This is a genomic window from Litoreibacter arenae DSM 19593, from assembly GCF_000442275.2.
Taxonomy (GTDB): Bacteria; Pseudomonadota; Alphaproteobacteria; order Rhodobacterales; family Rhodobacteraceae; genus Litoreibacter; species Litoreibacter arenae.
This window is the reverse complement of sequence record NZ_KE557306.1, coordinates 1,330,074-1,343,283: the sequence shown is the minus strand read 5'-3', so window position 1 is coordinate 1,343,283 and position 13,210 is coordinate 1,330,074. Positions and strand designations below refer to the sequence as shown.

The window sequence follows — 13,210 nt, the reverse complement described above, 5'->3', positions numbered from 1 at the left end:
TTTCCTTACCTGCAAGCTACGTCTTTAGAAGTTCGTCTTTGACTGCCGCAAGGAACGCTTGAATGTTCTCTTCGTCTCGCCGGTAGAACGTCCACTGGCCGTGGCGTTCTGCCTTCACAAATCCCGCTTGTTTCAGCAATCCCATGTAGTTCGAGATTGTGGACTGAGACAGCTTCGCCTTCTCCTGAATGTATGCAACACAAACACCTTCAAGATCTTCGTGTCCCGGTAGCGCAGGAGGAAAGTTGGAACGGTCCTTGAGCCATTCCAGAATCCTGCGGCGCATCGGATTATTCAGGGCTGAGATTGACCTTTCAATGTCCATAAATCAGAATATCTCGATATGCCAAGCGATGTCAAGACAGCTTTCAGTTCGCCAAAGTAGGCATTCGCGCAACGGCAGCGAAAGAGCGCTGGTTCGCATTGCGGTCATCGAACCACTTAAATGCTGCGCACCTTTGGCAATGTCCGCTTCGGGGAAGCTGCACTGCGGCGTGGCGACCATTCGTCAATGGCTGGTTTGGGCCGGAAGTGACGTCGCGCCTGAGGGTGGAGTACAAGGTCATCCACTGTCACAGGGCTCGGCAGGTCATCCCACCGTTTTTGCGGGGTGCGTCCGTAGAGCTTACGGGGCATCCTCTGGCTCCATGCTGGTGTCATCCCGCCGGTGCCCATGTTAGGGGGTTCATGGATGTTGGAGCGGACCACCCGGTTGTGACCATACTCAGGCCTCTTCATTGCTCAGTTCAAGGTCGGCTGCGTAGGCTTCGTTTACCGCTTCAATCAACTCGTCAACGGTCGGGTATACATCGCCAAAATCATGCCAAAGGCCGTCAAATGCACCCACCGCAACTTCAGCACGGTTGCCGATAGCTTTGACGTCGATGCGTGTTTCTTCTTCCTGGTACATCTCGATGAGTAGGTCTTTTGCTCGATCGCGGGAAATGATGTTGCGTTTTTTCATGTTTGAAGGCTCCATTGTTCAAATTGATCGGGGTGAATTCGCGCCCACCCGACAAAAAGGAGGTAGGAACGAAATGCAGTCTGAGAAAATGGATTGCGTGAGATTCCTCAAAAAGTAGCGCAGATGTCGGTCGAGGTATTTGTAGGCGTAATATGGACGGCACAGGGAGCTACAGTTATTCACTCCCTTTCGCTTATCGTCGAATCTCAGAGCTCCTGGTGATTATCAGTGCCTGTGAACAAAATGTATTTGCCGAATTGGGCACACGATTTCGCCATCATTCCCGATTGCTAACCACCTGTTGCGCCGATACAAAAATAGCACGGTGCGGGGCAGGGGAAGCTGGCGCTCGAACAATGGTCCGAGTTCATCATGCCATTGACGCCAGCCTATCACCCGCGCCAGCCAGCCCACGACCCGTGGAAAGACAGACAGAGGTCCGGTACCGGCTCTTATGCGATCGCCATCAGCATTGAGGTGAGGCGACGTTGCGAAAGGAAGTGTGAATGAACCCCGTTGAGATCGAACAGGCCATCTCTGAGCTTGCCGAGGCCCCCTTCGACGCGGCTGAGTTCCCCTATGCCTTTCTGGAGGCCTTCGGGCGCAAAGCCACCGAGATCAAGAAGCTGCGCAAGGGCGACACGAACAAATCCGATCTGGGTGGGGTCCTGCAGCGCAATAACATCCATATCGCCACCTGCGTCCCTGGCGCGGTCTCCGACACCCTCGCGGCGCTCAAGAACAGCGCGGCTACCACCAAGTTCAAAGCCAAGTTCATCCTCGCCACCGATGGTCAGGAATTCGAGGCCGAGGACCTGATCGGTGGCGAAACCGTCGCCTGCACTTTCCAACAGTTCCCTGATCACTTCGGCCTCTTCCTGCCCCTCGCAGGCATCTCCACCGTCAAGCAAATTCGCGAGAGCGCCTTTGACATCAAGGCCACGGGCCGCCTGAACCGCCTTTATATCGAGCTGCTGAAGGACAACCCCGACTGGGGTACCGCCGAACGCCGCCATGACATGAACCACTTCATGGCGCGGCTGATCTTCTGCTTCTTCGCCGAGGATACCGACATCCTGAATGGCGAGGATCTGTTCACCGCCACCGTCGATCAGATGTCGAACCGCGATGGTTCCAACACGCACGAGGTCATCTCGGAAATCTTCCGCGCGATGAACACCGCCATCCCGAAACGCGCCGCCGCCAATTTGCCCCGCTGGGCCGATGCCTTTCCCTATGTGAACGGCGGGCTGTTTTCGGGCAGCACCGAGGTGCCGCGCTTTTCCAAGATCGCACAGCGCTACCTGAGCCATATCGGCGGGCTGGATTGGACCAAGATCAACCCCGACATCTTCGGCTCCATGATTCAGGCCGTCGCGGATGAGGATGAACGCTCTGTCCTTGGCATGCACTACACCTCTGTGCCGAACATCCTGAAGGTGCTGAACCCGCTGTTTCTGGATGACCTGAACGCAGCACTGGAGGAGGCCGGCGACAACCGCCGCAAGCTGGCCAACCTGCGCGCCCGCATTGCCAAGATCCGTGTGTTTGATCCGGCCTGCGGGTCGGGCAACTTTTTGGTCATCGCCTACAAGGAACTGCGCGCGATCGAGGCGGTGATCAATGAGCGGCGAGGGGAGGCGGACCGCAAGACCGACATCCCCCTGACCAACTACCGCGGGATTGAACTGCGCGATTTCTCGGCCGAGATTGCGCGGCTGGCGCTGATCATCGCGGAATACCAGTGTGATGTGACCTATCGCGGCCAGAAAGAGGCGCTGGCCGAGTTCCTGCCGCTGGACAGCCAGAACTGGATCACCTGCGGCAACGCCCTGCGGCTCGATTGGCTGTCGATCTGCCCGCCCACGGGGACGGGGGTAAAGTTCAAATCCGAGGACCTGTTTCAAAGCCCTCTGGATCAGGCGCAGATTGATTTCGAGAATGAGGGGGGAGAGACGTATATTTGCGGGAACCCGCCCTATTTGGGATCCACATGGCAAAGCAAAGAGCAGAAAGAGGATCTTGAACGCATATTTGGCGCAAGATCAAAAAACTGGAAGTCTCTCGACTACGTCGCGGGATGGTTCATGAAGGCCGCAGATTATGGCCTTCACACTGCGACCATATCGGCGTTTGTTTCCACTAATTCGATTTGCCAGGGTCAACAAGTTTCAATGCTTTGGCCGCTAATATATCAATCCGAACATCGCATTGCCTTTGCAAATACTTCATTTAAGTGGGCGAACTTGGCATCTCACAACGCTGGCGTCACTGTCGTGATTGTGGGCATCTCAAACATCAATATTGAAGAGAAGAAGATTTTTTCCGTCAGTGACACCGGTGAAACTGTTGCGAAGGTGGCCAATAACATCAACGCGTACCTTGTTGATGCCCCTGATATCACAGTGTCGAAAAGAGCTAAGCCTATGTCCGAGATTGCAGAAATGACTTTTGGTAGCAAACCCGTGGACGGAGGGAACCTCCTCTTGTCTTCAGAAGAGGTGGCGGATCTAAACCTGGATGTTGATGTCCAACGGCGTTTCGTGAGGCCCATTTTAGGCTCTGAAGAGTTCATATCTGGAAAGTCACGCTATTGCATCTGGGTGACGGATCAGGAAGCTGATGAAGCTAAGTCCCTACCAACAATTGCCTCACGTTTCGAAAAAGTGCGGGCAATGAGAGAAGCCAGCCCCAAAGCCGCGACGCAGAGAGGGGCGGCTTGGTCGCACCGTTTTGATGAAAGACGGCAAAGCGGCGATGAGAAGGTAATTGCGATTGCAGCAATAAGCTCGGAAAATCGCGATTACCTTCCATGCGGCCCTTTACGGGACGGTACTATCATTTCGAACAAACTCTTTGCCCTCTACGACGCCCCACTCTGGAACATGGCCTTGATCGCCTCTCGGCTGCATTGGGTCTGGATCGGCACTGTCTGCGTGCGGATGAGAACCGATTTTAGCTATTCCAACACCCTCGGCTGGAATACCTTCCCCGTCCCCAAACTCACCGAAAAGAACCGCGAGGATCTGACCCGCTGCGCCGAAGATATCCTTCTGGCCCGCGAGGCGCATTTCCCCGCAACCATCGCCGATCTTTACAACCCCGACACAATGCCCGAAAACCTCCGCGCCGCCCACGACCGCAACGACGAAACCCTCGAACGCATCTACATCGGCCGCCGCTTCAAAAACGACACCGAACGCCTCGAAAAACTGTTCGACATGTACACCAAAATGACCACGAAGGTATCGGCATGAGCCTTGATAATAACGACGCCCATTTACCGACACTGGATGATCTGGAGAGCCTGTTCGTCAACAATGCTGATCTGGACAATATCCGCGCCCACCTCAGCCGCTTTAACCCCATCAAGACCATGGGCATGGAACGGATGGAAATCCGGCACTCTGCCATCCTTGGTTGGTTGCTGAACCCTCAGGAAACCCATGGGCTGGGGGATACCTTCCTCAAGGCGTTTCTGGCCCAGGCGTTGCGCGGCGATGACAGCAAGGCACGGCCAACCGCGCTGGATGTCTCGCAAGCCGACATGATGGACGCCGAAATCAGGCGTGAGTGGCGCAACATTGATCTACTTGTTCTAAGCCCGCGCAACGGCTGGGTTTTTGTAATCGAGAACAAATTCGATAGTGGTCAGCATAGCAACCAGCTGCAACGATATATGGACGTGGTGGATGCGACCTTCATGGGTTCGGACAGCTTTCATTTGGTGCGCGGGATCTTTTTGACCCTTTGGGAGGAGGACCCGGAAGACGATCGCTATGCGCCGATCGAGTATGGTGCCATTTGCGGGTTGTTGGACCAAACCGCCTTGTCGGGTCGACTGCCGTTGGCGCCGGAAGTCCAAACATTTTTGCAGCATTATTTAGACGTTATTCGAGAGGCGACAGGCATGAGCAATGAGCAGGCCGAAATGGAGAAACTTGCACGGCAGCTCTACCGTGATCATAGACGTGCGCTTGATTTTATTGTGGAGCACGGGAAAAGTACGGATTTCTCTTTTGCTTGCGATGCTGTCTTTGGGGAGGACCTTGAAGACGAAGCGAAGATCAAAGTCGGAAAGCGTGAATTCGTTTATAACCACTCGGATGCTCATACATTCAGCTTTTTACCAAAGGCTTGGTACGATGCATTTGGGGGTGATGAATATTGGTGGCATGGGTGTGAAAACTGGTGGGCAGGCTTCCCCCTCATCACTTGGGTCCAGCTTACAAGTGATGCAAATGGGGCCAGTGGTCAGGTTCGCCTGTACGCAGAGGTTGGTCCCCTGAGCGATCATGATTTCCGGCGCGACTTGATTGCTGCCATTACGGAAGTGGCCAAAAAGAAATCACTGACAACAATTGGTTTTCAACGTGGCGCGGCCGACGAGGGCAAAAAGTATTCAAAGTTCTTCAAGAAGAACTTCTTTGCAGTTGATGACATTCATGACCACGACAAGATCGCAAATGCCATCAAGAAGGCGCTCAAGTCTTTTGAAGTAGAGGTGGATGCTGTTGCTAAGGTGCTGCCTCAGTTCTTATCGCACGGCCAGAAAGAGAATTCGGAATGATTGGGTGTTCCAACCGCGATGCGGGTCGTATCAAAAATGAGAATGGTCGGATGGTGAAGTTGTTCTACATTTACACCAAAATAGCCATTACGGTATCAGTATAATGGTTGTTCGAGACTTAAGTGCGTTCCAAGTACCTGATTATCTGCGCAGACGATGGGTCGAAGAGGCGACTTTCTTTTACGATCAAGCAAACAAGAGGCTTCTTTCGCAATTTGCGGACAGTGTTTTGAAAACTGATGCTGATGAGCACGCTCAGTTGATATACGCCAAGATGGGGCAACGTTTTGATCCAGAGCTACATGACCCTGGCTCCGATGCAGAAGACGCATACCATGAAGGTGTCGAGCTATACCGGCTTCTCTCTGAAATGAAGGACGATGTTCGCCTGTCTATGATTGCCACCATGTTTCATAATTGGGAGAAGGAGCTTCGCGAATGGTTGATGCACGAAGTACGGCACTGGCATCCTGGTGATGCAGTAAAGGATGCTATATGGAGTGTCACGCTTGATGAAATTTATAATCTTTTGAAAGTTACTGGATACTTTGATGTCCGTGGTCAGATTTTCTACAGCTCGTTAGATTCCCTCCGCCTCGTTGTTAACGTTTTCAAGCACGGTGATGGGCAATCTCTGAAGCAACTGGATTCAAAGTTTCCTCGCTTTACGGCCAGATCCCATCAAGGATTTTATTCGTCAAACTTAAGAATGAGAATCCTTAGGCACGAACACATGGTTGTAACAGACGCTGACTTTTTAGAGTTTAGTCAGGCCCTGATTTTATTCTGGGAAGGACTCCCTGATAATATCATGGTGTCGGAATTGAAATCTCTGCCGAAATGGTTTCGGGATGCAAGAAAATAGGAAAAACAATGCCCAAACCCGTTCCCTCTGTCTGTGTTTCTTATCCGGCCAATGGTAGCTCCACCACGTCCAACGAAATGGGCATGCGCACCATGCAGGAACGCGCCTACGAAAAGCGAGGAGAGCAATACCTGCTGATCAAATCGCCGCCCGCTTCGGGGAAAAGCCGCGCGCTGATGTTCATTGCGCTGGACAAGCTGCATAATCAGGGTCTCAAACAGGCGATCATCGTGGTGCCTGAGAAATCCATCGGGTCAAGCTTTGCTGATGAGCCGCTGACCAGGTTCGGCTTCTGGGCCGATTGGACCGTCGCGCCGCGTTGGAACCTCTGCAATGCCCCAGGGGGCGATGACGGTAAGGTCGGGTCGGTACGCTCTTTCCTCGACAGTGATGACCAGATCCTTGTCTGCACCCATGCCACATTCCGCTTTGCGGTCGATAAATTCGGGATTGAGGCGTTTGACGATCGGTTGATCGCGGTGGATGAATTCCACCATGTCTCTGCCAACCCTGACAACAAGCTGGGCGCGCATCTGGGGGCGATGATCGCCCGCGACAAGCTGCATGTTGTCGCCATGACCGGTTCCTATTTTCGCGGCGATACAGAGGCTGTGCTGGGGCCAGAGGACGAAGCCAAGTTTGAGACGGTCACCTATACCTATTACGAACAGCTCAGCGGCTATACCTACCTCAAGACGCTGGACATCGGGTATTTCTTCTACAGCGGGTCCTATGCGGATGACCTGCTGAAGGTCTTGGACCCTGATGAGAAGACAATCCTGCATATCCCCAATGTGAACTCGCGTGAGAGCACCAAGGACAAACATCGCGAGGTTGAGCATATCCTGGATGCTTTGGGGGAATGGCAGGGGACCGATGCTGAAACTGGGTTTCAGCTGATCAAACGGACCGATGGGCGTGTGTTACGGGTCGCGGATCTGGTGGATGATGAAGCCGCCAAGCGCGAGCGTGTCTCGGCGGCGTTGAAGGATCCAAAGCAGAAAAACAACCGCGACCACGTGGACATCATCATTGCGCTTGGGATGGCCAAGGAGGGGTTCGACTGGATTTGGTGCGAACACGCGCTAACCGTCGGCTACCGCTCCAGCCTGACCGAGATCGTGCAGATCATCGGGCGTGCAACACGGGATGCCAAAGGCAAGACCCATTCCCGTTTCACCAACCTTATCGCGGAGCCTGATGCCTCTGAGGAAGCCGTCAAGGAGGCTGTGAACGATACCCTCAAGGCCATCGCCGCCAGTCTGTTGATGGAGCAGGTGCTGACGCCGAAATTCGAGTTCAAACCCAAGGTTGCCACCAATACGGCGCAGGAGGGTTTTGACTATGGTGAAGGGGGCTTCGATCCGGAGAAATGCAATGTCGGCTTCAATGAGGACAGCGGCAAGTTCCAGATCGAGATCAAGGGCCTGACCCAACCCAAGAGCCCGGAGGCCAGCCGGATCTGCGAGAATGATCTGAATGAGGTCATCACGGCCTTCGTTCAGGACAAAACCACGATAGAGCGTGGGCTGTTTGATGAAGAGCTTGTACCGGAAGAACTCACCCAAGTCCGGATGGGCAAAATCGTGCAATCCAAATTTCCCGAACTTGATGCGGAGGATCAAGAGGCCGTGCGGCAACATGCTGTCGCGGCGCTGAATTTCACGCAACAAGCCAAGAAGACCCTGCTGGGTGATGACACAGAAGCGCAGGCCAACACGGCGTTTGTGACTGGGGTTCGGCAGTTCGCAATGAATGTCCGCGATCTGGATATCGACCTCATCGATCGCATCAACCCCTTCAGCGAAGCCTATGCGATCCTGGCTAAGACCATGAGTGAGGATAGCCTCAAACAGGTCGCTGCTGTCATTGAGGCCAAAAAGATCAAGCTTACCCCTGAGGAGGCGCGTGACCTTGCCAAGCGGGCCTTGAAGTTCAAGCAAGAGCGGGGCACCTTACCGTCCTTGACCTCTTCGGATGCATGGGAAAAGAAGATGGCTGAAGGTGTCGCATTTCTGGCGCGGATGAAGCAGGAGGCGATGAATGCCCAGTGATTTCACAGATGACGACGATGCGCTTCTTGCTGAACTCGGCGTTGAGATCGAGCAGAAGAAGCAGGTCAAAAGAACGCCGCGTGAAGAGCGCATCATCGCGGGCTTCGAGGATATCCAGAAGTTTGTCGCGGATCATGAGCGCTTGCCTGGGCATTCACCAGACGGGGATATTTTTGAACGTCTATACGCAGTCAGGTTAGACCGCCTACGCGAGTTGTCGGAGGCACGTGATCTCCTTGAACCTCTTGATCATCAAGGGCTGCTGAGCGCGCCGCCTGCTATAGACCAAAGCGACGATCTGGATGACGACGCCCTGCTCGCGGAACTCGGTGTGGACATCGCACCATCTCCGATAACCGAACTGAAACATGTTCGATCCGCAGCAGAGAAGAAGGCTGCAGAGAACGTTGCAAATCGGGAGATATGCAAGGATTTCGATGAGTTCCAGCCTTTGTTCGAAAAGGTTCAGCGTGAATTGGACAGCGGTCAAAGGGAGACCCGTCCTTTTGAGTTGAAAGCTGAAATCGAGCCTGGACGGTTCTTCATTGTACACGGGCAGAAAGCCTATGTTGCCGAAATGGGCGAGGTGACCCTCACGGACCAAGGTCGAACAGATGCCCGGCTACGGGTTGTCTTTGACAATGGCACCGAAAGTAAAATGCTCATGCGTTCTTTGCAACGGGCGTTGAACAGCGATGAAGCAGGCCGGCGCATCACAGAGCCTCTGGCTGGCCCCCTGTTCTCTGACGCCCCTGAGGAGGGGGACGATACGACCGGGGTAATCTACGTGTTGCGCAGTAGGTCAGACAATCCGACAGTCACTGCGAACCGTGATTTAGTGCACAAGATTGGCGTCACGACGATGAGTGTCGAAAAACGGATCGCGGGGGCACATTTGCAGCCAACATTCTTGATGGCACCGGTCGACATCGTGGCAACATACGAGCTTTACAACATCAACCAAACCAGGCTCGAAAACCTGATCCACCGGATATTTGACAGTGCACGGCTCGACATTCAAATCGAAGACCGATTTGGCCGCCCTGTCGTTCCACGAGAATGGTTCCTGGTGCCACTCTTCGCAATCGATGAAGCCGTTCAGAAGATCAAGGACGGTACGATCACACAGTTTGTGTATGACCCTCAGCAAGCAAAGCTTGTACTACGGCCATCTTGAGCTGATCCCTTGAAACAGTAGAGAGCATGGCCTGGGCAGCTTTGACCGAAGACCATGGTTACAGACAAAATTTCAAATTTGTCTGTAACTGAGTAGAAAACCACCCAAGTCCGTTGGTGGCAGTCCAACGCCCGATCTATTTCAGCGTTTGTTTTGCTGCCTGCTGCTGATCTTCAAAGAAATCAATCATGGCCAAACAGCCATGTGAATTCGTAGGTGTGGCAGGGGAAACCTGCATTCAGTGCGCGCCCTAAACGCTTGTTTCCCCAGGAAGCCTCCGGCCGGTTCGACTTCGCCACGATATGGGGCACGAGGCCCCGAACTCGCTTCGCCCCGAAAGGGAAAAAGCTCTCGCATTGTCGCAAAAGCGACCTTTGTGTTTTCAAGCAGGATCCCGAGTCGTCACATTGCTGCGCGCCACAATGCTTCAACTTAGAGTCCTGCCTGGCGGATGCATCTGCTGAACACAAAAGGTATATGAGGTCCTTTTCTGGAAAGGAAAAACGGCGAGCACAATTTTTATTGTGCCGCCTCTTTCTAATAGATTCATGATTCTTCTTGATTCAGGGGCTGAATAGGTATTTGAAATCATACTCTTACAGAGGGCGCGACGCAGAAATTCCCCGTTGCGACGCAGAAACTCCCCACAAAGACGCAGAAACTCCCCAGTGTGACGCAAAAACTCCCCGGTGTGACGCAAAAACTCCCCGGTATCTTTGCGTTGGAAACTTTGAAATTGTTTTAGGGTATTTTTCAATGCGGCTGTAAGGCCCTATATATCCAGATGAATGGGGGCTCGAACCGCAGCGGAACCGAGCATCATCGATCGGACAGAGGGATTTAATACGTCGGCAGTTCCCGAATCTGAGCTTTATTCATTTTTCAAGATGTTTGGTGCCTTGCCTTCGAGTGTGAGTATGCCCCGGCATGCTGCGTTCTATACTGGTATAGAGTCGAGAATACCGAAGAATACCGCGTTTGGCCGCGACCGCACCCGGCCAAACATGATGGGTTTTTCAAGACAGGGGGGAACCGCTGCCAAGCTTTGATACCGCGTGAAGACCCCATCGGCCGGCAGCTCCTGGGAGTACTGATTATTGCGCGCTGATTGTCAGGCGCTGAAGCCTGTCTGAAACGATTGGGAAACTCTGTCTTCGCATCCGTAAATCCCATTTCCATCCATAGTCCTTCGACACCATATACCTGTGAAACAAGCAAATGCACGCCAAGCCATTCACACGACGTCGGTTAAAGGGACGGAGCGGTAAGACCCGATCAGGACAATAGATTTTTGCTGATCGAGTGAGTTCTGAGGTTTGGGGGGCGCGGCCGATCGGGTCGTCCCTTGCGGCGGGGAAGTGGATGGGCACTTGCGTAGAGCTTTGCATGCTCAAGAAGCGTGCGCGTGAGGCTGGGGAACTGTTCAAGGATGTAATCGTCAGCCTCACCTTTGGAGAGGTCGGCTATTTCATAAACCCCAATTCTGGTGCCGCGTACCACCGGTAAGCCACCTCGGATCCTTGGATCAGAGACTACTTTGGATTCAGCGGTCGCCAGCGCCACCATCTTGTATACGGCTTGAGAAATCGACAACGGGAGGTCGATGCGCATCGCACCTATCTCGAAGATCTCGTTAGGCGCTCTCCCTTGTAAAATCCTGCCGATTTGTTGGATCATCCGACGCTGAATCTGGCTGCTCAGAAGCGGACCGGTGGTTGCGTCGAAATACGCCATTGGACATGCTGTAGGCTTCATCATGGGCCACGCACCTGGTGTTGAGGTGCTCCTGGACCGGTAAAATGCCGACTTTGGCAGGGTGCCAATTTTGACCAGCCGGATCATGGTTCTGCGTGATACCCCGATGATTGCCGCGACCTCATCGACCCCAAGCGGGCGGAGGATGGATTTGGGCAGGTCTGAGAAGTTTAGATATTCTGACGACATGAAGAAGCCTTTCGAACCGCCTTAATATATTGAATTCATTTCAAATGGTTGGTCGACAATCAGAACGCATCCGGATGAGCGTGATCAGGGGGGGGCGAGGGCTAAGATTCTGCGACATATCCGGAAAATTGGCAATTTAAGGCCTGAGGGTACAGAGTATCACACAGGCTTGTGTAGGTCCTGCCATCGGTCACGGATTAGAGGGGCTGTCTTCCAGTGTAAAACGCTTGTTTTGCTCCCTGAGCGCCGCCTCCCATCCGGATGCAAGCCGCGCACTGTCAGGGCCTGCACGACGCGGCTCTGCCTGTCCTGATAGCGTCTCGTCGATAATACGAAGTCCTTCATCCGAGAAGAGCTCTTTGCTGGCTTCCTCAAAAGAAGTGACTGGCTTTGTATGTGCCAAATGGACCGTTTCAAACAGTTTGGCGAGCCAGTGCTGTATGTAGTCTGGCTGATCGCATACGACTGTACGGCCGGCGATGTGCGGGATCAGTGTCAGGGCAACCTGCGTGGCTTCTGGGGCGTCTCGGAGATCCTTTACGGACAATCGGTGTGTCGCAGAATGGAAAACGTCAAAATCCTGTTTGTTCCAATGGGGCGCAGGTTTGATTAATGAGGACCAGGTATTCGGTTTGCTTTGTTCAAACCATGTAGCGCCGACTTCGATTGGCCAACTTTCGACCCACCGGCTGGACGCTTCAAAATCCAGGATCACGTAGTCGTCTAACATGTGGTTTGTCATAAGGATGCCTGCGGCGTCGAAAGTTGAGTTGAAGGTGAAAAACCTTCACCTGCGACATCATGCAAGCTTCGTTTGAAAAAGACGGTACCCCGCATCGCTTTCTCAACACGCTCCCTGCCTCCATCTTCGCTCCCTGAGGCCGTCAGAGGTAGCCTATTGGGTTGGTACCAAGAGTGTGGTGGCCATCGGACACTTGGGTGACTGAAAATGCAATTGTTCATCCTTTGCTCCCTTTTTGGGAGCAGTCGATAGCATAGGCTAAGTGGTTGTGTCTATAGCGAAAGGGGCGTCATGGCCGGGGCACAACACACCAAAGAGTATAAGGCGGTTGTGACGGCCCTTGTCGAGTTGCGGTCGGAACGGGGATTGTCACAGACAGACCTCGCCCATCTGCTGGGGCGTAACCGTTCCTTCATCGCAAAAGTGGAAATTTGTGAGCGTCGTCTCGACATTGTCGAGTTTTGTAATTGGGTGAACGCGCTTAGCTTTGACCCTGCAGAGTTTATTCGGATCCATCTTTTAGGACTGCTTAACAAGGACATTGACGGGATGCATGGTCAGTGAGGACTCGTCGCGTGACGTTGTCCTTTGCTTGAAAAGCAAGTTCCCCGGTAAATCGCCGCCGGTCACTCCTGGTCCCATTTGCTTAAGAAATTATCGCTGGCAGCGCGGTGACGCTCGTCGAGAAGCTCAGCTACGTCGCTTAACATCACAAGGCGGACAGCCTTTTGACTTGTGTCCAGACGAAAAAAGGGAAGGCGGACATCACCGGCTTCTACCTTCTTTGCCAAAGTATCAGGTTCATAGCCCCAATAGGGCGCTGCGGCTTCCAATGGGATCATTGGGATGCCGCCGAAATGTGCCAAGAGCATATCGAATGTTGTCATTTTTGCC

11 protein-coding genes are annotated in these 13,210 nt (G+C 53.3%); 6 read left to right on the top strand and 5 right to left on the bottom strand.

Translation table 11 applies throughout. The features are described 5' to 3' along the window. Positions 1–16 precede the first annotated feature (16 nt). Positions 17–325, bottom strand: coding sequence for an ArsR/SmtB family transcription factor (locus THALAR_RS06605; protein WP_021100728.1), 309 nt, complete (start codon positions 323–325; stop codon positions 17–19). Between the two features lie 399 nt (positions 326–724). Then, on the bottom strand, positions 725–964 hold the full coding sequence (locus tag THALAR_RS06600; protein ID WP_021100726.1) for a hypothetical protein: 240 nt from the start codon (positions 962–964) through the stop codon (positions 725–727). A gap of 506 nt (positions 965–1,470) precedes the next feature. Here THALAR_RS06600 and THALAR_RS06595 point away from each other — a divergent pair. The 5 genes from THALAR_RS06595 to THALAR_RS06575 all read left to right on the top strand — a co-directional run bounded on the left by THALAR_RS06595 (position 1,471) and on the right by THALAR_RS06575 (position 9,630). Next, positions 1,471–4,221, top strand: a complete 2,751-nt coding sequence (locus THALAR_RS06595) for a class I SAM-dependent DNA methyltransferase (RefSeq protein ID WP_021100725.1) — start codon at positions 1,471–1,473, stop codon at positions 4,219–4,221. Next, on the top strand, positions 4,218–5,534 hold the full coding sequence (locus tag THALAR_RS06590) for a PDDEXK-like family protein (protein ID WP_021100724.1): 1,317 nt from the start codon (positions 4,218–4,220) through the stop codon (positions 5,532–5,534). The genes THALAR_RS06595 and THALAR_RS06590 overlap by 4 nt, the downstream gene beginning before the upstream one ends. Positions 5,535–5,637: 103 nt before the next feature. Beyond that, the gene (locus THALAR_RS06585; RefSeq protein ID WP_051153599.1) at positions 5,638–6,399 is read left to right on the top strand and encodes a hypothetical protein; all 762 of its coding nucleotides are present in this window, start codon (positions 5,638–5,640) and stop codon (positions 6,397–6,399) included. A gap of 8 nt (positions 6,400–6,407) precedes the next feature. After that, positions 6,408–8,453, top strand: a complete 2,046-nt coding sequence (locus THALAR_RS06580) for a DEAD/DEAH box helicase (RefSeq protein ID WP_021100723.1) — start codon at positions 6,408–6,410, stop codon at positions 8,451–8,453. After that, positions 8,443–9,630, top strand: a complete 1,188-nt coding sequence (locus tag THALAR_RS06575; RefSeq protein ID WP_021100722.1) for a GIY-YIG nuclease family protein — start codon at positions 8,443–8,445, stop codon at positions 9,628–9,630. Before THALAR_RS06580 ends, THALAR_RS06575 begins: the two co-directional genes overlap by 11 nt. Positions 9,631–10,905: 1,275 nt before the next feature. On the opposite strand, the gene THALAR_RS06570 is transcribed toward THALAR_RS06575, so the two are convergent. Together THALAR_RS06570 and THALAR_RS06565 are read right to left on the bottom strand one after the other, a co-directional pair. Further along, positions 10,906–11,388: a DUF433 domain-containing protein gene (locus tag THALAR_RS06570; protein WP_211264785.1), complete on the bottom strand. Its 483-nt coding sequence runs from the start codon at positions 11,386–11,388 to the stop codon at positions 10,906–10,908. A gap of 376 nt (positions 11,389–11,764) precedes the next feature. Continuing rightward, positions 11,765–12,304 (bottom strand): hypothetical protein, encoded by a 540-nt coding sequence (locus THALAR_RS06565; RefSeq protein WP_154666752.1) that lies wholly within the window; start codon positions 12,302–12,304, stop codon positions 11,765–11,767. Positions 12,305–12,607: 303 nt separating this feature from the next. Between THALAR_RS06565 and THALAR_RS06560 the strand changes: the two genes are divergently transcribed. Continuing rightward, positions 12,608–12,880, top strand: a complete 273-nt coding sequence (locus THALAR_RS06560; protein ID WP_021100717.1) for a helix-turn-helix domain-containing protein — start codon at positions 12,608–12,610, stop codon at positions 12,878–12,880. Between the two features lie 62 nt (positions 12,881–12,942). Here THALAR_RS06560 and THALAR_RS06555 read toward each other — a convergent pair whose 3' ends face one another. After that, complete coding sequence (locus THALAR_RS06555; protein ID WP_021100716.1) at positions 12,943–13,203, bottom strand: pyocin activator PrtN family protein; 261 nt, start codon at positions 13,201–13,203, stop codon at positions 12,943–12,945. Positions 13,204–13,210 lie beyond the last annotated feature (7 nt).

What these genes read in the sequence shown, in the direction of transcription:
- THALAR_RS06605 (WP_021100728.1), bottom strand. Translation starts at nt 325, where the DNA reads ATGGACATTGAAAGGTCAATCTCAGCCCTGAATAATCCGATGCGCCGC.
- THALAR_RS06600 (WP_021100726.1), bottom strand. Translation starts at nt 964, where the DNA reads ATGAAAAAACGCAACATCATTTCCCGCGATCGAGCAAAAGACCTACTC.
- THALAR_RS06595 (WP_021100725.1), top strand. Translation starts at nt 1,471, where the DNA reads ATGAACCCCGTTGAGATCGAACAGGCCATCTCTGAGCTTGCCGAGGCC.
- THALAR_RS06590 (WP_021100724.1), top strand. Translation starts at nt 4,218, where the DNA reads ATGAGCCTTGATAATAACGACGCCCATTTACCGACACTGGATGATCTG.
- THALAR_RS06585 (WP_051153599.1), top strand. Translation starts at nt 5,638, where the DNA reads ATGGTTGTTCGAGACTTAAGTGCGTTCCAAGTACCTGATTATCTGCGC.
- THALAR_RS06580 (WP_021100723.1), top strand. Translation starts at nt 6,408, where the DNA reads ATGCCCAAACCCGTTCCCTCTGTCTGTGTTTCTTATCCGGCCAATGGT.
- THALAR_RS06575 (WP_021100722.1), top strand. Translation starts at nt 8,443, where the DNA reads ATGCCCAGTGATTTCACAGATGACGACGATGCGCTTCTTGCTGAACTC.
- THALAR_RS06570 (WP_211264785.1), bottom strand. Translation starts at nt 11,388, where the DNA reads ATGATGAAGCCTACAGCATGTCCAATGGCGTATTTCGACGCAACCACC.
- THALAR_RS06565 (WP_154666752.1), bottom strand. Translation starts at nt 12,304, where the DNA reads ATGTTAGACGACTACGTGATCCTGGATTTTGAAGCGTCCAGCCGGTGG.
- THALAR_RS06560 (WP_021100717.1), top strand. Translation starts at nt 12,608, where the DNA reads ATGGCCGGGGCACAACACACCAAAGAGTATAAGGCGGTTGTGACGGCC.
- THALAR_RS06555 (WP_021100716.1), bottom strand. Translation starts at nt 13,203, where the DNA reads ATGACAACATTCGATATGCTCTTGGCACATTTCGGCGGCATCCCAATG.